The organism is Curtobacterium sp. 1310, from assembly GCF_017834105.1.
GTDB lineage: Bacteria > Actinomycetota > Actinomycetes > Actinomycetales > Microbacteriaceae > Curtobacterium.
This window is the reverse complement of the sequence record NZ_JAFICY010000007.1, coordinates 146,871-164,970: the sequence shown is the minus strand read 5'-3', so window position 1 is coordinate 164,970 and position 18,100 is coordinate 146,871. Positions and strand designations below refer to the sequence as shown.

General features: G+C 71.1%; 18 protein-coding genes. 11 read left to right on the top strand and 7 right to left on the bottom strand.

Annotated elements, in window-relative coordinates; translation table 11 throughout:
• Positions 1-90 precede the first annotated feature (90 nt).
• Positions 91-693: a TetR/AcrR family transcriptional regulator gene (locus tag JOD95_RS15415; protein ID WP_209685936.1), complete on the bottom strand. Its 603-nt coding sequence runs from the start codon at positions 691-693 to the stop codon at positions 91-93.
• Between the two features lie 141 nt (positions 694-834).
• On the opposite strand from JOD95_RS15415, the gene JOD95_RS15410 reads away from it, so the two are divergent.
• On the top strand, positions 835-3,321 hold the full coding sequence (locus tag JOD95_RS15410) for a glycoside hydrolase family 3 C-terminal domain-containing protein (RefSeq protein ID WP_307810465.1): 2,487 nt from the start codon (positions 835-837) through the stop codon (positions 3,319-3,321).
• 426 nt (positions 3,322-3,747) lie between these two features.
• Here JOD95_RS15410 and JOD95_RS15405 read toward each other — a convergent pair whose 3' ends face one another.
• Complete coding sequence (locus tag JOD95_RS15405; RefSeq protein WP_209685932.1) at positions 3,748-4,770, bottom strand: LLM class flavin-dependent oxidoreductase; 1,023 nt, start codon at positions 4,768-4,770, stop codon at positions 3,748-3,750.
• 182 nt (positions 4,771-4,952) lie between these two features.
• On the opposite strand from JOD95_RS15405, the gene JOD95_RS15400 reads away from it, so the two are divergent.
• Positions 4,953-7,514 carry an RNA helicase gene (locus tag JOD95_RS15400; RefSeq protein WP_209685930.1) on the top strand — a complete coding sequence of 854 codons (2,562 nt, stop codon included), beginning with the start codon at positions 4,953-4,955 and terminating at the stop codon, positions 7,512-7,514.
• 104 nt (positions 7,515-7,618) lie between these two features.
• Positions 7,619-7,870: a DUF6458 family protein gene (locus JOD95_RS15395; protein ID WP_066656348.1), complete on the top strand. Its 252-nt coding sequence runs from the start codon at positions 7,619-7,621 to the stop codon at positions 7,868-7,870.
• Positions 7,871-7,972: 102 nt separating this feature from the next.
• Here JOD95_RS15395 and JOD95_RS15390 read toward each other — a convergent pair whose 3' ends face one another.
• Positions 7,973-8,494: a ribonuclease H gene (locus JOD95_RS15390; protein ID WP_209685928.1), complete on the bottom strand. Its 522-nt coding sequence runs from the start codon at positions 8,492-8,494 to the stop codon at positions 7,973-7,975.
• 64 nt (positions 8,495-8,558) lie between these two features.
• A complete protein-coding gene (locus JOD95_RS15385) occupies positions 8,559-9,410 on the bottom strand; it encodes a LysM domain-containing protein (protein WP_209685926.1) in 852 nt (283 codons plus the stop codon).
• A gap of 101 nt (positions 9,411-9,511) precedes the next feature.
• Here JOD95_RS15385 and JOD95_RS15380 point away from each other — a divergent pair, with 101 nt between their 5' ends.
• The 3 genes from JOD95_RS15380 (at position 9,512) to JOD95_RS15370 (ending at position 11,130) form a co-directional block, all read left to right on the top strand.
• Positions 9,512-9,850, top strand: coding sequence for a hypothetical protein (locus JOD95_RS15380; RefSeq protein ID WP_066656341.1), 339 nt, complete (start codon positions 9,512-9,514; stop codon positions 9,848-9,850).
• Positions 9,851-9,949: 99 nt separating this feature from the next.
• A protein-coding gene (locus tag JOD95_RS15375; RefSeq protein WP_245172482.1) for an IS5 family transposase occupies positions 9,950-10,790 on the top strand; the annotation gives its coding sequence in 2 pieces (ribosomal slippage) (positions 9,950-10,252 and positions 10,254-10,790; 840 coding nt in all).
• 49 nt (positions 10,791-10,839) lie between these two features.
• The gene (locus JOD95_RS15370; RefSeq protein WP_209685924.1) at positions 10,840-11,130 is read left to right on the top strand and encodes an ArdC-like ssDNA-binding domain-containing protein; all 291 of its coding nucleotides are present in this window, start codon (positions 10,840-10,842) and stop codon (positions 11,128-11,130) included.
• A 141-nt stretch (positions 11,131-11,271) separates the two neighbouring features.
• On the opposite strand, the gene JOD95_RS15365 is transcribed toward JOD95_RS15370, so the two are convergent.
• Positions 11,272-11,772: a VanZ family protein gene (locus JOD95_RS15365; protein ID WP_209685922.1), complete on the bottom strand. Its 501-nt coding sequence runs from the start codon at positions 11,770-11,772 to the stop codon at positions 11,272-11,274.
• Positions 11,769-12,524 carry a TetR/AcrR family transcriptional regulator gene (locus tag JOD95_RS15360; RefSeq protein ID WP_209685920.1) on the bottom strand — a complete coding sequence of 252 codons (756 nt, stop codon included), beginning with the start codon at positions 12,522-12,524 and terminating at the stop codon, positions 11,769-11,771. Before JOD95_RS15360 ends, JOD95_RS15365 begins: the two co-directional genes overlap by 4 nt.
• Before the next feature lie 97 nt (positions 12,525-12,621).
• Here JOD95_RS15360 and JOD95_RS15355 point away from each other — a divergent pair, with 97 nt between their 5' ends.
• The 5 genes from JOD95_RS15355 to JOD95_RS15335 all read left to right on the top strand — a co-directional run bounded on the left by JOD95_RS15355 (position 12,622) and on the right by JOD95_RS15335 (position 16,688).
• Entirely contained in the window at positions 12,622-13,362 is a 741-nt protein-coding gene (locus JOD95_RS15355; protein ID WP_066656331.1) for an SDR family oxidoreductase, read from the top strand.
• On the top strand, positions 13,362-14,264 hold the full coding sequence (locus tag JOD95_RS15350; RefSeq protein WP_066656329.1) for an SDR family oxidoreductase: 903 nt from the start codon (positions 13,362-13,364) through the stop codon (positions 14,262-14,264). The genes JOD95_RS15355 and JOD95_RS15350 overlap by 1 nt, the downstream gene beginning before the upstream one ends.
• 39 nt (positions 14,265-14,303) lie before the next feature.
• Complete coding sequence (locus JOD95_RS15345; RefSeq protein ID WP_066656327.1) at positions 14,304-14,510, top strand: tautomerase family protein; 207 nt, start codon at positions 14,304-14,306, stop codon at positions 14,508-14,510.
• A gap of 133 nt (positions 14,511-14,643) precedes the next feature.
• Positions 14,644-15,237 (top strand): hypothetical protein, encoded by a 594-nt coding sequence (locus tag JOD95_RS15340; protein ID WP_066656325.1) that lies wholly within the window; start codon positions 14,644-14,646, stop codon positions 15,235-15,237.
• 65 nt (positions 15,238-15,302) lie between these two features.
• Positions 15,303-16,688 carry a LamG-like jellyroll fold domain-containing protein gene (locus tag JOD95_RS15335; RefSeq protein ID WP_209685918.1) on the top strand — a complete coding sequence of 462 codons (1,386 nt, stop codon included), beginning with the start codon at positions 15,303-15,305 and terminating at the stop codon, positions 16,686-16,688.
• A gap of 762 nt (positions 16,689-17,450) precedes the next feature.
• Here the strand turns inward: JOD95_RS15335 and JOD95_RS15330 are convergent.
• The gene (locus JOD95_RS15330) at positions 17,451-18,026 is read right to left on the bottom strand and encodes a helix-turn-helix domain-containing protein (protein ID WP_066656309.1); all 576 of its coding nucleotides are present in this window, start codon (positions 18,024-18,026) and stop codon (positions 17,451-17,453) included.
• Positions 18,027-18,100: the final 74 nt, after the last annotated feature.

The following is an 18,100-nucleotide window of genomic DNA, read 5'->3' as shown; positions in this document are numbered from 1 at the left end:
CGGTGCAGGCGACGCAGGCGATGCGGCCGACGCGGCCCGGGGCCGGAGCGGTCGAGCGCGGCGGGAGCGCGGCGGGCCGGGGTGCCGGCGTCAGGCCGGGGCGGGCGTGACGGACTGCGCGACCGCGAGCCGTGCGACGAGCTCGACGTGGTCGGCCATGTCCCGCGACGGGTCGTACAGCCACTGGATCTGCATGCCGTCGGAGATCGCCAGGAGCACGCTCGCCAGCTGCTCGGTGTCCACGTCGGAGCGGAGCCGGCCGTCCTGCTGCATGGTGCGGAAGTCCCGGGCGAAGTCGCTCCGGCTGCGCTCGTAGCGCTCGCGGAAGTACTCGTGCGCGGGGTGCTCGTCGTCGGTCGCGGCGGCCGCCGACAGGTTGACGAACATCTGCACGAGGCCCGGGACCTCGGTGTTGTGCCGGACAATCGCCGCGAGGAACGCACCGGGGTCCTCGGCCGCGGTGCCCCAGTCGTGCGCCAGGTCGACCTCGTCGCGGCGACGGAGGATCTCCACCCAGAGGTCGTCCTTCGAGTCGAAGTAGTGCAGCAGCCCGGCCTGGGTGAGCCCGACCGCGTCGGCGATGTCCTTGATGCTCGTGCGCCGGAACCCCTGCTGCGCGACGAGGTCGAGCGCGACCGTGAGGATCTCCTCGCGCTTCGCGATCCCCTTCGCGTACGAACCCCGTCGTGCCATGGCGCGAGCGTACAGCGGGTTCGAGACCCAACAAACCTACTTCCGATAGGTTTTGGGTGCTACGCTGCCCGCAGCCGCCGACGATGGCGCGCGGAGGTCATGCCCCGTCGCCTGCGTCGCACAACGAAGGGACGGACCATCGTGACCACCGTGGACGACACCACCCGCGCCTCCCGGCCGACCGCCGCGTCGCCGCTGGACGAGCGCATCGCCGCGCTCGTCGGACAGCTGACGACCGCGGAGAAGGTCCAGCTGCTGACCGGGCGCGACTTCTGGACGACCTGGCCGGTCGAGAAGATCGGGCTGCGCCGCATCCTGATGTCCGACGGTCCGTCCGGCGTCCGCGGCGAGGTCTGGGACGAGCGCGACCCGTCGCTCAACCTGCCGTCCGCCACCGCCCTGTCGGCGAGCTGGGACCGCGCGATCGCGAAGCGCTACGGTGCCGCCGCGGCGGTCGAGGCCCGCCGGAAGGGCGTCGACGTCGTCCTCGGCCCGACGATCAACCTGCACCGCTCGCCCCTCGGTGGTCGCCACTTCGAGGCGTTCAGCGAGGACCCGCTGCTGACCGGCGACCTCGCCGCGTCCTACGTCGACGGCGTGCAGGAGAACGGCGTCGCCGCGACCCCGAAGCACTACATCGCGAACGACTACGAGACCGACCGGTTCACCGCGTCGACGGAGGTGTCGGACCGTGCGCTCCGTGAGCTGTACCTGCTCGCGTTCGAGAAGGCCGTGACCGAGGCGCACGCCTGGGCGGTCATGTCGTCCTACAACGCGATCAACGGCGTCACCGCGTCCGAGAACGACCTGCTCGAGACACCGCTCAACTCGGAGTGGGGCTTCGACGGCATCGTCGTGTCCGACTGGACCGGCGTCCGCTCGGTGGAGTCGGCGAAGGCGTCGCAGGACGTCGCGATGCCCGGGCCGAACCCCTGGTGGAGCGAGGGGCCCCTGCTGCAGGCGGTCGAGTCGGGCGAGGTCCCGATGGAGGCCGTCGACCGCAAGGTCCGCCGCATCCTGACGCTCGCCGCCCGCGTCGGCGCGCTCGAGGGCTTCGAGCCCGTGGCCGCGCAGCCGGTGCACGTCGAGGACGGCGTCGCGTTCGTGCGGACGGCCGAGGCCGAGGGCACCGTCCTCGTCCGCAACACCGGGATCCTGCCGCTCGATGCGTCCGCGGTGTCGCGGATCGCGCTCCTCGGGCACAACGCCGACCAGGCCCGCACGCAGGGCGGCGGTTCGGCGACGGTGGTGCCGGAGCACGTCGTCACGCCCATCGAGGGCATCCGAGCGGCCTTCCCCGGCGCGACGGTCGACCACGCCATCGGCGCCGTGGTGCAGGAGGGCATCGCGGAGTTCCCGCTGTCCAGCATCACGAACCCGGCCACGGGGGAGCCCGGTGCACGGGTGGCGTTCGTCAAGGGCGGCGAGGAGCTGTTCGTCGAGGACCGCCGTGCCACCGCGCTGTTCTGGTTCGGCGGCGACGCCCCGATCCGGGAGTCCGACCGACTCGACGTCACCACGACGTACACCGCCGAGACGACGGGGACCGTGCGGATCGGCATCGGTGCCGCCGGTCGCTCGCGCATGTGGGTCGACGGCGAGCTCCTGCTCGACGAGACCGTGCCGGTCGAGGGGGACCAGCTCGGTGCGGCGTTCCTCAACCCGCCGGCGCGCTCGGTGCCGGTGTCGGTCGAGGCCGGGCAGCAGCTCGCGATCCGGATCGAGCACGACATCGTGCAGGACGAGGCGCTGGGCGGTGTGCTCGCCTACCAGTTCGGTACCGAGCCGAGCGACGCCGACCCCGCCGCACTCGTCGAGGCCGCGGTCGCGACGGCCCGCGACGCCGACGTGGCGATCGTCGTCGTCGGGACGAACAGCAAGGTCGAGTCCGAGGGCTACGACCGCTCGTCGCTCGCGCTGCCGGGCCACCAGGACGAGCTGGTCCGTGCCGTCGCCGCCGTGAACCCGAACACGGTCGTCGTGGTGAACTCCGGTTCGCCGGTCGAGATGCCCTGGCGGAACGACGTCGCCGCGGTGCTCCTGACCTGGTTCGGCGGACAGGAGTACGGCAACGCGCTCGCCGACATCCTGACCGGTGCCGCGGAGCCCGGCGGGCGCCTGCCCACCACCTGGCCGGCGACCCTCGCCGACGTCCCGGTGCAGGACGTCACGCCGGTCGACGGCAAGGTCGCCTACGACGAGGGCGTGCACGTGGGCTACCGTGCCTGGCTGCGCGCCGGCACCGAACCCGCCTACCCCTTCGGCCACGGCCTGGGCTACACCACCTGGACGATCGACGGCGTGGCCGCGTCGCCGACCGTGACGGAGGGTGACGCCGCGATCGTCACCGCGACCGTGGCGAACACGGGCGACCGTGCCGGGAAGCACGTCGTGCAGGTCTACGCCTCGCGGACGGAGTCGTCGGTCGACCGTCCCGTTCGCTGGCTCGTCGGCTTCGCGCCCGTCCGGCTCGGGGCAGGGGAGTCCACCGAGGTGTCGATCGAGGTTCCGGCCCGGGCGTTCGCACACTGGGACGGCGCCTGGCGCTACGAGCCCGGGACGTTCGAGCTCCACGTCGGTGCCTCGGTCGCGGACCTGGCCGGTTCCGCGGCCCTCGAACTGGAGTGAGCCGATTTCCGCACGGTCGTGGATGCGTTCAGTAGCATGAATCCGCGCCAGTCGGCTGGTTACCGTCGGCGCGCGCACCACCGAGGGATCGTCGTGTGAGCGAAGCGGCCTCCTGATCCGGCCGTGGAACCCCGTCGATCCCGGTGCGTCCAGAATGCGTCCCCGCGTCCGCGCGGGGGCGCATTCGTCGTCCTGTGGGCAAAGGTACGAGAGCGTACCTTTCCGCTTCTGACCAGGGGTTGTCGTGCGCAACTGGCCATGTGCCCGTTCCCGGGGAAGTGATGATGACAAATCCTTCAGAAAGTGAAAGAGTGATGCCACCATCCCGTACGGATCAGGGACGAGATGGTCATCCGGCCCGGGGCTCGTCGGACCTCACCACCCCGACTCGAGCCCCGGCCGGGTGCCTGTCGTCAGCGGTCGTGCTCAGGGCAGCCGCGGGGCGATCTCCTCGGCGACGACCCGCAGGATGCGTTCGTGCGCCGCGGCGTCGCCGTTCGCCGGCAGGGTGATCACCAGCTCGTCGGTCGCCTGGACCGCGGGGTCGGCTGCCAGGGCGTCGACGATCTCGTCCACACCGCCCGACACGATCCTGCTGAACCGGAACGGCGGACCGCTCAGGGGGCGCCCCTCGTCGTCCATCCCGCTCGCGTACCCGGTGAGGAACTCCTCGTGCACCCGGCGGTCGTGGTCGTCGAGCAGCGGGACGACGATCCGACCGACCGCCACCTTCGGCGTGCGGCCGGGGTGCTCGCCGGCGGCCTGCAGCTCGGCGAAGCGGTCGCGGTACGCGGTGAGCTGGTCCGCCTGTGCCTGGGCGAACGGGGCGCCCGTGTCCTCGGTGTTGAGCGTCGAGCAGTGCAGCAGCAGGCCCTTCTCGGCCGTGCGGACCGCGGTGCCCGTGCTGCCGCCGCCCCACCAGACGCGGTCGCGCAGGCCGGGCGACAGCGGCTGGAGGGTCAGGTCGGCACCGGCGGGGATGCTCTCGTAGCCCTTCCCTGCAGTGCCGAGCGGCTCGCCCTGCAGGACCTCGAGCAGCCGCGCCGCACGCACCTCGGCCTCGTCGCGGAAGCTGCGCTCCGACCCGCCGAACACCGGGTCGAGGATCGGGCCGTACCCGGCGATCCCGGTGCTGATGCCGAGCTGCACCCGGCCGTCGCTGAGCAGGTCGACGGTGCTGGCGTCCTCGGCGAGACGGATCGGATCCTCGTACCGCATGCCGAGGACGGCGGTGCCGAAACCGATGGTGCTCGTGCGCTGGGCGGCCGCCGCGAAGAACGTCATCGGGCTGGTCAGGAAGGGCTCGAAGTGGCGGCCCCGGACCCAGCCGGTGCCGTACCCGAGCGACTCGGCCGTCTCGAACAAGCGGAGACCGTCCTCCAGGGCGGCAGCAGCACCGGCGGTGCCGCCGTGGTTGGGGACGAAGGAGAGGAAGCCGAGTTCGCGCACGGTCTGAGTCTATGCGCGCGCATCGATTCCCGACAGGGCGCCGGACGGGAGGCGCGGCTCGTCTCCGGCCTGCGACCTGCGGTCGGTGCGTGCGGACGCCGGATGCGTGACGGAGCGGCCCCGTGCCTCCCGTCCGCCGCCGGCTCGTCTGCCGGTCACCGCCCACCTGGGAGGATGGGCGCATGACCGACGTCACCACCACCCCGCCGCTCCTCGCCGCCCTGCCGGCGGCGGTCGACGGCGCCGTCGACCCCGACGCGGTCTACCAGGCGTTCGCCGACTGGGCCGAGGCGGGCGGACGACCGCTCTACCCGGCGCAGGACGAAGCGCTCATCGAGCTCGTCTCCGGCGCGAACGTCGTCCTCAGCACGCCGACCGGTACCGGCAAGTCCCTCGTCGCGGCCGGGGCGCACTTCGCCGCGCTCGCCGAGGGCAAGCGCAGCTACTACACGGCGCCGATCAAGGCCCTCGTCTCCGAGAAGTTCTTCCAGCTCGTGGACCTGTTCGGCGCGCAGAACGTCGGCATGGTGACCGGTGACTCGAGCGTCAACGCGGACGCCCCGATCATCTGCTGCACGGCCGAGATCCTCGCGAACACCGCGCTCCGCCAGGGCCCGGACGCCGAGGTCGACGTCGTGGTGATGGACGAGTTCCACTTCTACGGCGACCCCGACCGCGGCTGGGCGTGGCAGGTGCCGCTGCTCGTGCTCGAGCGCGTGCAGTTCCTGCTCATGTCGGCGACGCTCGGCGACGTCACGACCATCGCCGACGACCTGTCGCGCCGGACCGGGCGCCCGACCGCACGGGTCACCGGCGTCTCGCGACCCGTGCTGTTGTCGTACGAGTACGTGCTGACGCCCGTGCAGGAGACGGTCGAACGCCTGCTCGAGGAGGGCAAGGCGCCGGTCTACATCGTGCACTTCGCCCAGGCCGCGGCGCTCGAGCGTGCGCAGGCGCTCATGTCCGTGAAGGTGGCGTCGCGTGAACGCCGGGACGAGATTGCCGCCGCGATCGCCGGGTTCCGGTTCAGCGCCGGGTTCGGGCAGACGCTGTCACGACTCATCCGGGCCGGCATCGGCGTGCACCACGCCGGCATGCTGCCGAAGTACCGCCGGCTCGTCGAGCAGCTCGCCCAGCGCGGCCTGCTGCCGGTGATCTGCGGCACCGACACCCTGGGGGTCGGGATCAACGTGCCGATCCGCTCCGTGCTGCTCACCGGGCTGACGAAGTTCGACGGCTCCCGGATGCGGCAGCTGTCCGCCCGCGAGTTCCACCAGATCGCCGGACGAGCCGGACGAGCCGGCTACGACACCGAGGGCGACGTCGTGGCCGAGGCGCCGGAGCACGAGATCGAGAACGCCCGGGCCGTCGCCAAGGCCGGGGACGACCCGAAGAAGAAGAACAAGGTCAAGAAGAAGAAGGCGCCGGAGGGGTTCGTCTCGTGGGGGCCGGCGTCGTTCGACCGGCTCATCGCCGCCGAGCCCGAGCCGATGGTGTCCCGGATGCGGATCACGCACGCGATGGTGCTCGCCGTCGTCGCCCGCGGGGGTGACGCCTTCGCCGACGTCCGCTCGCTCGTGTTCGAGAACCACGAGCCGCGCTCCCGGCAGCTCGCGATTGCCCGACGCGCGCTGTCGATCGCCCGCACGCTGATCAACGCCCGCGTGATCGAGAAGGTCGACGGGCGCTACCGCATGACCGTCGACCTGCCCGTGAACTTCGCGCTCAACCAGCCGCTGTCGCCGTTCGCACTCGCCGCCTTCGAACTGCTCGACCCCGAGTCCCCGACGTACGCGCTCGACATGGTGTCGGTCGTCGAGGCGACCCTCGACGACCCGCGCGCCGTCCTCGCGCAGCAGCAGTTCAAGGAGCGCGGCGAGGAGGTCGCCCGGATGAAGCGCGAGGGCATCGAGTACGAGGAGCGGATGGAGCTGCTCGAGGAGGTCACCTGGCCCAAGCCGCTCAACGAACTGCTGACCGCCGCGTACGAGGCCTACGCGGCCGAACAGCCGTGGGTGCTCGACTTCACGCTGTCGCCCAAGGCCGTGGTGCGCGACGTGTACGAGCGGGCGATGACCTTCGGCGACTTCGTGCGGTTCTACCAGCTGACCCGCTCCGAGGGACTCGTGCTCCGGTACCTGTCCGACGCCTACCGCACCATGCGCCAGACCATCTCCGAGGAACAGCGCACGCCCGAGCTCGACGACCTGATCGAGTGGCTCGGCGAGGTCGTGCGGCAGACCGACTCCTCGCTCGTCGACGAGTGGGAGGCGCTGGTCAACGGCTCCGTCGCGGAGGCCGCCGCGGAACACGACGAGATCGCGCCGCCGCAGCCCGCCCGGCTCACCGGCAACCCGCGAGCGTTCCGCGTGCTCGTGCGGAACGCCCTGTTCCAGCGGGTGCTGCTCGCGGCGGCCGACGACGTTGCCGGGCTCGCCGCGCTCGACGGGGCCGCAGGGTTCGGGCAGGAGGAGTGGGACGCCGTGCTCGAGGAGTACTACGAGGAGCACGACGCGATCGGGACCGACGGGGACGCCCGGTCGATGGCGTACCTGGTGCTCGACGAGCACGGGCCGGGTCGGACCTGGCGGGCACGGCAGATCTTCGCCGACCCCGAGGGCGACAAGGACTTCGGGTTCTCGGCGACGATCGACCTGGACGCGTCCGACGAGACCGGCGAAGCCGTGGTGCGCGTCACCGAGATCGGCCGGTTCGACGGCTGGGCCGAGGTCGACGTCGACTGAGGGCGGCCTCGCTCGGCCGCCGCACGGAACCTCGCCGCCGCGGTCCGGGTACCTTCGACGCCAGCCCCGGACACCCGGGACGGGGCACCACGGAAGGACCCGTCATGCGCATCGGATCGAGCATCGCACTGATCGTCATCGGAGCGATCGTCGCCTTCGCGGTCGACTACCAGATCGCCGGCATCGACCTGCGCCTGATCGGCTACATCCTGATGGCCGCCGGCGTCGTGCTGCTCATCATCAGCCTGGCGGTCGGGTTCGGCGGGCGTCGGACCACGACCACCACCCGGTCGGGCGTCGACCCGGCGTCGGGGGAGCAGATCACCCGGCAGGACCGTCGCGACGGCACCTACTGAGCGCGCGTTCCGAGCGGACGACGACGGGCCCGGGCGAGGACATCGCCCGGGCCCGTCGTCGTGCGGCCCGTCGTCGTGCAGCCCGACAGGGCGTGCGGCTCGTCAGAACAGGGTGGCAGGCGGTTCGACCTGCGCCGGCTCCGGAGCGGGCGGGACGACGGTGTCCGGCCAACCCGGACCGGACGGTACCTCGGTGTGGTTCTGGAAGGCGGTCGCAGCGCCGCGGGCACGGACGTCCGCGGCCTCGTTCATCTCGTGGCCGACGTGCCCGCGGACCCACTCGAAGGTGACCTTGCGGCCCTGCAGCTCGGCGTCGAGCTCCTTGATGATCTCGACGTTCAGCACGGGCTTGCCGTCGGCCTTGCGCCAGCCCTTGCGCTTCCACCCGGCCAGCCACTCCGTGCACGCCTTGATCGCGTACTGGCTGTCGCAGAGGATGTGCAGCGGTTCGCCGGTGTCCTTCGTGGCGCGGAGCAGTTGCAGCACGGCGGTCAGCTCACCGATGTTGTTCGTCGCACGCGGCCACCCGCCAGCTGCCCAGCGGTCGTCATCGACGTACCAGGCCCAGCCGGCCGGTCCGGGATTGCCGAGGGCGGAGCCGTCTGCGGCGGCGACGATGGTCACGATGTGGCCTCCTGGGTGGTGCGGGGTGCTGGACGAGCGTAACGGACCCGCACCGGGCTCCGTGTCAGCGCGAGGCCGGGTCCAGGTTGATCCAGGAGCCGGCGAGCACCCAGTTGTTGCCACGGGTCTGCATCGTCGGGTTGAGCCACCGCAGCTGGTCCACGGTGATGCCGAAGCGCTTCGCGATGGTGGACTGGTCGTCGCCCTCGTTGACCTTGTAGCTGACCGGGGTGCCGGTCGTCCCGCGGAGGGTCTCGTCGGCGGCGTCGAACGCGTAACCGTACGCACCCGGTCGGGCCGCGCCGAGCGTGACGTGCAGGTCCGGGTCGGGGTTGGGGATCGACCAGGAGAGCTTCCCGATCGCGAGCACCTTGTAGACCCACGGGCGGGCACTGTCGTCGCCGTCGGACTGCGGGACGAGGACGACCGTGTGCAGCCAGTCCGGGTAGGGGCCGCCGTCGCTCAGGCTGACCGTCGCGGGCGGCTGGGCGTCGGCGTCCCACTGCGTCGTGGCGACCGCTTCGGTGTCACCACCGTCGCCGTACTGCGCCGTGCGCCGGAACTGCACGGACATCGGCTGCGGCTGCGTGGTGCGGTAGTCCGACAGCTGCGCGTCGAACGTGCCGTGGTCGTTCGCGACGACCCGGACGTGGATCGACGTGTCGCCGGTCTTCGACACCGCGTCGGTCTCCGCGACGACCGTGTCCGCCGGGACCGCCTGCGGCGCCGCGACGGGCTGTGCGGTGTCGCCCGACCCGCCGACGGGCCCCGGCGTCGCGGAGGCGCTCGGCGCAGCGTGGCCGGTCGGCGCCGGCAGCGGGGCGTCGTCGCCGAACAGCGAGCAGCCCGCCAACAGCAGCGTGCTCACGCCCACCAGTGCGACGGCTGCCGCGCCCCGTGCCCTCGTCCGACCCATCGTCCGGCCCCCTTCGTCGGGACGACGGTACCCGAGCGGGAACCGGATCACGGCCGTCGTGACCGAACCGGTACCAGGAGCCGCGGCCTACTGTGCGGGGCATGAGCGACAGCATCCCGAACGTGCCCGGCCCCGACGAGTCCGACGACCGCGCCCGCAACGACGAACTCCGCGACGCGGCGCACAGCGACGACGTCGACGGCGTGAGCGACCGCGAGCAGCGTGCCGCCGACACGTCCTACAGCCCGTCGAGCGAACGGGAGACGGTCGCGTCCCAGACGCAGCAGCGCAGCCGCGAGGACCTCGAGCAGGACGGCATCGACCCGTCCCGCGTGGTGGCGGCACCCGGCACCGGCGGTGCGGACGACGCGGGCGACGTCGAGCCCGAGCCGGGCGACCTGAACCTGCCGTGGCAGTCCGAGGAGGACCGCCGGGGCTAGGGCGTGTCTCCTGAAGATCAGGTAGAGCGCTGGCGCGCTGTAGTGGTGAGATGATTCCAGCTGCTCTCCGATGCTCAGTGGTCTTCGATCCAGTCGTTCATGCCGGGTCCGACAGGCAAACGTGGCCGTCCGTTTGCGGACGCTCGGAGCATGGTCGAGGGGATCGTGGACCGGTATCGGACCGGGATCGCGTGGCGTGACCTGCCCGAGGTGTTCGGGCCGTGGCAGACGGTGTGGAAGTGGCATCGCCGGATGGCAGGCGACGGCACGTGGGACAGGGTCCTCGCCGCGGTGACAGCGTCCGCGGACCAGGCTGGGGCGGTGGATCGGTCGTTGTCAGTGGACTCCACGATCGCTCGCGCGCATCAGCACGCCACGAACATCGCCCGCACCACAGGGGGAACCATCGAATCACACGGATCCGGGACTCGAGCCGCCTGATCACGGATGCGGCCGCTCCCGCGGCGGCCTGTCCACGAAGGTCCACCAGCTCGTCGACGGCCACGGGCTGCCCCTGGTCACCCTGATCACGCCCGGACAAGCCGGCGACTCACCGAGGCTGCTGCCGCTGCTGGCAGCGCTCGAAGTGGCCCGTCCGGTGGGCAGGCCGCGGACCCGACCGGACCGGCTCCGCGGTGACAAGGCGTACTCATCCAAAGCGATCCGGCAACACCTGCGCGACCGCGGTATCGAGTCCGTGATCCCCGAGCCTCGCGGCCAGCAAGGACGCCGGAAACGGCGTGGTTCCCGCGGCGGGAGACCCGTGACCTGCGACCGCATCGACTACAGGAACCGGAACGTCGTCGAGCGTGGCTTCTGTCGCCTCAAGCGATGGCGAGCCCTGGCGACGAGGTACGACGACCTCGCGATCGTCTACCGCTCAGCCGTCGTGCTCAACGCCGTCATCGCCTGGACCCACCATTCAGGAGACACGATCTAGATCCCTCCCGCTCCGCCCATCGTCCCCGATCGACCCAGGAGCAGGAACCATGATCACCACGACACGCACCACCAAGACCGCGGCCCTCCGTCCGGCCGGGAAGACCTCGACGCCCCGCCGCACCATCGAGGAGAAGAAGGCGCAGGCCGCCGCACTCCACGAGTCGATCGCGACGCAGGTTGAGAGCTTGCGCGACGCGGAACGGTGGACGGCGTTCCTCGCGCGCGCGTCCGCGTTCCACGCCTACAGCCTGGGCAACGTGTTGTTGATCCTCGGTCAGCGCCCCGACGCGTCGCGCGTCGCCGGGTTCCGCAAGTGGCAGGGACTCGGCCGACGATGATCCCGCACACGATCGGTGCAGCTGACGGCAGGCCTGTCGGGGCGCTCACCATTCTTGCTGCGGCAGGTGAGCACGCGCACATCGCACCCTGATCGAGGACGGACATCGACCGGTCAGCGCCTGTCGTGATCCGGCAGCGGTTCAGTCCAGGACGAAAGCGGCGCGCCGCCGCCGGTCGATCGCATGGATGGTCAGAGCAATGACCGCGCCCAGCAGTGCTCCGACGGTGTTCATGAACCAGTCGTTGGTGTCGCATCGCCGGCCGAGGGCCGGTGCGAGGGCCTGCACGACCTCGATGGCGACGGAGAGGGCGACGGTGCCGGCGAGGACGGTGAGTGGCCGGCTCGTCGCCACGCTGAGGAAGAGCGCGAGCGGCAGCAGCAGCGCGATGTTGGCGAGGGTGTCGATGCCCTGGAACGGGACCGAGAACTGCACGGTGCAGGTGACGCCGCCAGAGCGGGCACCGTCGGGGAGCAGGGTGAGCACGAGGGCGGCGACGAACGACAGGCCGGAGAGGCCGAGCAGGACGCCGCGGAGCCGCAGACGGTGGAGCAGCCAGGCGACCCCCGTGGCGACGGCGAGGGCGACCCAGAACCCGATGGGGACGAGGGGTGCGTGTTCGGCGAGGAACGTGGAGATCATCGGGTGCCTTCGTGGTCCTGGTGGTGGTCGGTTTCGTGGCCGTGGTCGGCCTCGTGGTCGGCCTCGTGGTCGAGTCGGTCGAGCCAGATCCGCATGAGTGCGGTCTCCTCGGGGAGCAACGCGTCCGACCCGTCGTCGTCGAGCCGGGCGCGGAGCTGGCGACGAGCAGCCGCGTCGAGGTCGTCCTGGTCGCGGGCGGACGCCTCGATGAGGACGGCGTCGAGGACCGCGTCCCGGAGTGCGTCGTCGTCGGCAGTGTCCGGAGCCGTCGTGGTCATCTGGTGGAGTGCGAGTCCGACGTTGGCGGCGAGCAGCATGGTCGCTGCGACGGGGACGTCGACGCGGAGCAGGCCCGCGGCCGCGCACCGGGTCAGCGTCCGTTCGAGCAGCGCGGTCAGGCCGTCCCGCGCGGAACTGCTCGCCCACGGCCGTGGGGCGAACATCAGCCGGTAGAGGGCGGCGTGTTCCCGAGCGAACGCGAGGTGGTCGTCCCATCCGTGGCGCAGGTCCGCTGCCGGGTCGTCGGACACCTCGAGCTCGGCCTTCCGAGCGGTGTACCGCTGCAGGCCCGTCTCGGCGAGGGCGTCGAGGAGCCCGCGCTTGTCGCCGAAGATCCGGTAGAGCACGGGCTGGGTCACGCCGGCCGCTTCGCAGACCGCTCGGGTGGCGACGTCCCCGTCGGGGGCAGTGACCAGCTGGTCCTCCGCTGCGCGGAGCAGGGCGCTGCGGAGCGCTTCGTCAGATCGGGCCATGCAGTGATCGTAGCGCAGGTTGTATCGATGATCGTAACCGTGCTACGTTCTGCCGTAGCGCCGAAATGCTCTGCGCGTATCACTGAAAGGACAGACGATGAGCACCACTCCTCGCCGCGTCGCCCTGGTCACCGGCGGCTCTCGCGGCATCGGCCGCGCCGTCTCGATCCGGCTCGCCGCGGACGGCTTCACGGTCGTCGTCAACCACGCCAGCGGGACGGCCGCCGCCGAGGACACCGTCGCCGAGATCGAGCGGACGGGCGGCCGTGGCGTCGCCGTGCAGGCCGACGTCGCGGACGAGCACGCCGTGGCCGCGATGTTCGACCGGGTCGAGGCCGAACACGGCGGCGTCGACGTCGTCGTGCACTCCGCCGGCCGCCTTGCGCTGTCGACGATCGCCGACCAGGACCTCGACGTCCTCGACGCACTGCACCGGACGAACATCCGCGGCACCTTCGTCGTCGCGCAGCAGGCTGCCCGTCGTCTCCGGGCCGGCGGGGCGTTCGTCGGCATGTCGACGTCGGTCGTGGGGACGCAGTTCCCGACCTACGGCGCCTACGTCGCGAGCAAGAGCGCGGTCGAGGGCATGACGATGATCCTCGCGAAGGAGCTCCGCGGCCGGGACGTCACGGCGAACGTGGTGGCCCCGGGGCCGACGGCGACCGAGCTGTTCCTCGACGGCAAGACGCAGGACCAGATCGACACCCTGGCGAAGGTCCCGCCCCTCGAACGGCTCGGCATGCCGGAGGACATCGCCGGTGTCGTCGCGTTCCTCGCCGGGCCCGACGGGCACTGGGTCAACGGCCAGACCATCCGCGCCAACGGCGGGATGGTCTGATGCCGACGCCGCGGGTCGTCCTCGTCACGGGCGCGTCGAGCGGCTTCGGCCGGCTGACGGCGGAGTCGCTCGCGCGGGCGGGGCACGTCGTCGTCGCCGGGATGCGTGCGGTCGACGGCCGGAACGCGCCCGCCCGTGCCGCGCTCGACGACCTCGCCGTGCGCGAGGGCCTGCAGCTCGGCGCGGTCGAGCTCGACGTGCAGTCGGAGCAGTCCGTCGACGAGGCGGTCAGCACCGTGATCCGTGCGCACGGGCGCATCGACGTGCTGGTGCAGAACGCCGGCCACATGGCCTACGGTCCGGCCGAGGCGTTCACGCCGGAACAGTTCGCCGCCCTGTACGACGTCAACGTCGTCGGCGCCCAGCGCGTCGCACGTGCCGTCCTGCCACACCTGCGGGCGCGCCGGTCCGGACTCGTCGTCTGGGTCGGCAGCTCGGCCACCCGCGGCGGCCACCCGCCGTTCCTGGCGCCGTACTTCGCGGCGAAGGCCGGCATGGACGCCCTGGCCGAGAGCTACGCGGCGGAACTGATCCGCTTCGGCATCGACACCACGATCGTGGTCCCGGGCGCCTTCACCTCGGGCACGAACCACTTCACGAACGCCGCCGTCCCGACGGACACCGCCCGCGTCGACGAACACGACACGGAGTACGGGGCGCTCCGGCGCGACCTGACCGACCGCCTCGCCGCGATCGTGCCGGCCGACGCCGACGTGCAGGACGTCGCCGACGAGATCGTGCGCGTGGTCGGCCTGGCCGACGGCGCCCGCCCGTTCCGGACCCACGTCGACCCCTCCCGTGACGGCAGCGAGGTCGTCTCGGCGGTCGCCGACCGCATCCGATCCGAGTTCTACCACCGCGTCGGCATCGAGGACCTCCTGTCCCCGAACGCCGCGCTCTGACCCCCGGAACGTCCGGGACACCCCACCGAGAGGAACACCATGCCCTTCGCCAACATCAAGGTCCCCGCTGACACCCTGACCCCGGAGTCGAAGAAGAAGCTGCAGGACGCCGTCACCGACGCCATCGTCGACGTCTACGGCGAGCGAGCCCGACCCACGACGCTCGTCATCCTCGACGAGGTCGCCGACGGCGGCTGGATGCTCGGCGGCACCATCCTCAACGAGGCGATGCTCGGCCGCGTCTGACCATCTCCGGGCGCGGCGGGGACCGACAGCACGGCCCCGCCGCGCCCCGCACCGGGAGTCGATCCGCGCTCCCTCGTCCTGCACATGCTCGCGTCCACCGACGACGGTGTGGCGCCCTCCCCGAAGGAACCCCGTGCACCTCACGTCTCGAGCACGCCGCACCATCGCCCTCGCCGTCGTCCCGACGGCTGTCCTGGCCTCCGGCCTCGTCATCGCCCAGGCGTCCTACGCCGCCTTCTCGGCCACGACGAGCAACGCCCCGAACACCTGGTCTGCCGGGTCCGTCTCGCTCAGTGACGACGATTCCGACACCGCGCTCTTCACGGCCTCCGGGCTGCAGCCCGGTGACACGCGGACATCGTGCATCGTCGTCACGTCGACCGGCTCACTCCCCTCGACGGTGAAGCTGTACGGCACGGACCCGGCGACCACCAACGCACTGTCGAGCTCCTTGCACGTCACCGTCACCGAGGGCACCGGCGGGTCCTTCGGCAAGTGCAGCGGCTTCACCCCGCTCTCGCCCGCCGCGGTCTGGTCGGGCTCCCTCGCCGACCTCGGATCGACCGCCACGAGGTTCTCGAACGGCATCGGCACCTGGCGCACCGCCGGCGGTTCCTCCGAGTCGCGCACGTACCAGGTGACGGTCGCGCTCGACGCCGCGACGCCGAACTCTGCCCAGAACGGGACCGCGCGCATCGGTCTCACCTGGGAAGCGCAGAGTTCCTGAGCCCGGCCGTGGCCGACGTCACCCTGCGTCCGGACGGACGACGCGAACAGCCCTCGGCTGTCGCGGTGACACGATCCGGGCACGCCTCCGCCTCGACCTGGGTGGTGTTCGCTGCGGCACTGCTCGGCCGCACGGTCCTCGTGGTCACCGTGAGCCTCCTGCTCTGGGCAGCGCTGCCTGCGTCATGGGCGTGGACCCCCACGACGGTGGTGTCGGGATCCATGGCGCCGAAGATCCTCCCAGGTGACGTGGTCGTCGCGATGCCGGTCCACGATCGGGAGGTGACGATCGGGCAGGTGCTGCTGGTCGAGGACCCCGACCACCCGGAAGCGCTGCTGCTGCACCGACTCGTCGCGCGGACGCCGTCGGGTTCCCTGCAACTCCGCGGTGACGCGAACCCCACGCCCGATGCCCGGACGGTGGAGCCGGAGGACGTCCGCGGGGTCGGTGTGCTCCGGGTCCCGCTGGTCGGTCTCCCTGCACTGTGGGTCCGCGAGCACGACGTCGGCAGGCTCGCCGCGGCGACGCTCGGACTCGGGGGCGCCCTCGTGCTCTCGTCCCGCCTGGGCAGCCCAGGCGGACCCGAGGCGACCCGTGCGGTCGGGCACGGTCGGCGACGACGGCGGTCCGTCCGCGCGGAACGTGCCCGGAGCGTGGTCTTCGTCGGTGCACTCGCCGCCGTCCTCGCCGTGGTGATCGTGGTGGACGATGCCGCTCGCGCAGCGTTCACGGCCACCGCGGCGAACACGGGTACCCGGCTCGCCACCGCGACGTTCCCGTGTCTGCAGCGAGCGCCGTTCGCACACACGTACCTGACCTACCGGTTCGACGACGCCCCCGGCACCTCCGCGGCCGACGGATCCGGGAACGGTCGCCACGGCACCCTCACCTCGGGAGTCTCGCTCGCCCCGGGCACCTGCCGAGCCGGGGACAGTCCGTCCCTGCTGACGGGCGGGGTGCGGGGGCAGGTGATCACGGACGCGGCGGTCGATGCACCGCAGATCTTCGCGATCGAAACGTGGTTCCGGACCACGACGACGACCGGCGGGATGCTCCTCGGCTTCGGCAACCTCCGCTCGGACCAGTCCACCAAGTACGACCGACAGCTCTACCTCTCCGACGAGGGCGCCGTGCACTTCGGCGCCTACAACGGCACCAACATCGCGATCAGCTCCGCAGCCGGCCTGAACGACGGCGTCTGGCACCTCGCCACCGCGACCATGGACGCGTCGGGCATGCGGCTGTACGTCGACGGCGAACAGGTCGCCGCGAGCTCGAACGCCAGAGCAGAGGTCAGCACCGGGTGGTGGCGGATCGGCTTCGACAACCTCAACGGCTGGCCCGGCAACCACACGACATTCCACTTCAAGGGCAACCTCGACAACGTCGCCGTATATGAAGACACGCTGCCGGCGGCCGCGGTGCAGGAACACTTTGCCGTCGGCAGATGACCGGCAGGACGCCGAAGCAGTAGGCACGCAGGCCCTGGTCACTCGGGAACGGGGCCCGCCCGCCGAGCCGGGAGTCAAGCGCATGTTCAAACCGAGTCGTCGGCAGATCAGTCCGGTGCGATTTCTCTGGACCCCAGCCGAACGGACGCGCGTACCACTGGCATCTCCGTTGGTGAAGAAGTCTTGGTAGGTCGGACCGATCCTGTCTGTAGCGCCGGCGGCGTCGACTGGCCGTCCGCTCGGGTGCGGGTGCAGCGACGATCGCCGTTGCACAACGGCGTTGATGTCGTCGGGTGACGGGTCCGACTTTCGCCCACTCGGGGCTGCCGCGTGTGGCGTCGTGAACGCGGGTTCGGCCAGCAGACCTCGCTTCAACGAAGTTCGCTGACCGGAAGGAGCTCTTGTCAGGGGACGCGGAGGCGCGGCCCGATACGGCACGTCAACATACGTTGACAGGTGACGAAACGGCGGTTGGCTCGACTCGTGGAGCACAACGCCGGCCCCGACGGCACACGCCGCACGGAGGGTGTCCGCACAGAGCAGCTCTGCCCTGTGCCCACTCCGCGTTGCAGGTCACACCGCGTAGGCCGACCAACCGGAGATTGCGGTGCGGCATCTCTGTCTCTGGGACGCCCTCCTGAGCTCATCAACTTCGGCGCTCCTGGGAACCCTGCCCCGCGCTCGTAGGTGACGCGGTCGGCAAGGCGCCACACCGCGGGTTCTCTGTGTTCGACCGTCAACCCTGGCGAGCAGTCTCGACGGTCAGGCGTCGCGGATGTGCAGCTGCTCGCCCTGTGCGCTGAAGAGGGTCAGGACCTCGACCGGGTTCGTCGTGCCGCTGGCCATGCCGTGCGGCGCTGCCGTGTCGAACTCGGCCACCTCTCCAGCATCGAGCACCGTGAGTGTCGAGCCGATCTGCAGGTGCAGCGTCCCAGTGAGAACGAACACCCACTCGTAGCCGACATGGGTCTTCTGGCAGATCCGCGCGTCCGGCTCACGACCCGGCAGGATCACCTTGAAGGCCTGAACCCCGATCGGCCTCGTGGTGAGGGGAAGGTAGATCATCCCGTGGCGACGGACCGGTTTGGGGTGCACACGTGGATCACCGGATGCGGGCGCGCCGACGAGCTCGTCGAGAGGAACCTGGAAGACGCGGGCGATCTTCAGCAGCACGTCGAGGCTCGGAGCGCGGACCCCTGATTCGAGCCTGGACAGGATGCTGATCGAGACTCCCGTGATCTCGCTCACGTCGGCGAGCCGGAGGCCCCGTCTCGTCCGCTGCTCCCTCAGCCGCGCGCCGAGCCCGTCCATCACCGCATCGAGGTCGTCGTGTCCCATACCGTACAGCCTCTCCCGCCTTTGCGATTCTCGCAAATCAGTTTGAGGTTCTGGTCACCGTGTTGCAGGGTCAT

Excerpts from the sequence above, each read along its gene's own strand:
- JOD95_RS15415 (WP_209685936.1), bottom strand. The coding sequence starts at position 693 with ATGGCACGACGGGGTTCGTACGCGAAGGGGATCGCGAAGCGCGAGGAG.
- JOD95_RS15400 (WP_209685930.1), top strand. The coding sequence starts at position 4,953 with ATGACCGACGTCACCACCACCCCGCCGCTCCTCGCCGCCCTGCCGGCG.
- JOD95_RS15395 (WP_066656348.1), top strand. The coding sequence starts at position 7,619 with ATGCGCATCGGATCGAGCATCGCACTGATCGTCATCGGAGCGATCGTC.
- JOD95_RS15385 (WP_209685926.1), bottom strand. The coding sequence starts at position 9,410 with ATGGGTCGGACGAGGGCACGGGGCGCGGCAGCCGTCGCACTGGTGGGC.
- JOD95_RS15380 (WP_066656341.1), top strand. The coding sequence starts at position 9,512 with ATGAGCGACAGCATCCCGAACGTGCCCGGCCCCGACGAGTCCGACGAC.
- JOD95_RS15370 (WP_209685924.1), top strand. The coding sequence starts at position 10,840 with ATGATCACCACGACACGCACCACCAAGACCGCGGCCCTCCGTCCGGCC.
- JOD95_RS15365 (WP_209685922.1), bottom strand. The coding sequence starts at position 11,772 with ATGATCTCCACGTTCCTCGCCGAACACGCACCCCTCGTCCCCATCGGG.
- JOD95_RS15360 (WP_209685920.1), bottom strand. The coding sequence starts at position 12,524 with ATGGCCCGATCTGACGAAGCGCTCCGCAGCGCCCTGCTCCGCGCAGCG.
- JOD95_RS15355 (WP_066656331.1), top strand. The coding sequence starts at position 12,622 with ATGAGCACCACTCCTCGCCGCGTCGCCCTGGTCACCGGCGGCTCTCGC.
- JOD95_RS15350 (WP_066656329.1), top strand. The coding sequence starts at position 13,362 with ATGCCGACGCCGCGGGTCGTCCTCGTCACGGGCGCGTCGAGCGGCTTC.
- JOD95_RS15345 (WP_066656327.1), top strand. The coding sequence starts at position 14,304 with ATGCCCTTCGCCAACATCAAGGTCCCCGCTGACACCCTGACCCCGGAG.
- JOD95_RS15330 (WP_066656309.1), bottom strand. The coding sequence starts at position 18,026 with ATGGGACACGACGACCTCGATGCGGTGATGGACGGGCTCGGCGCGCGG.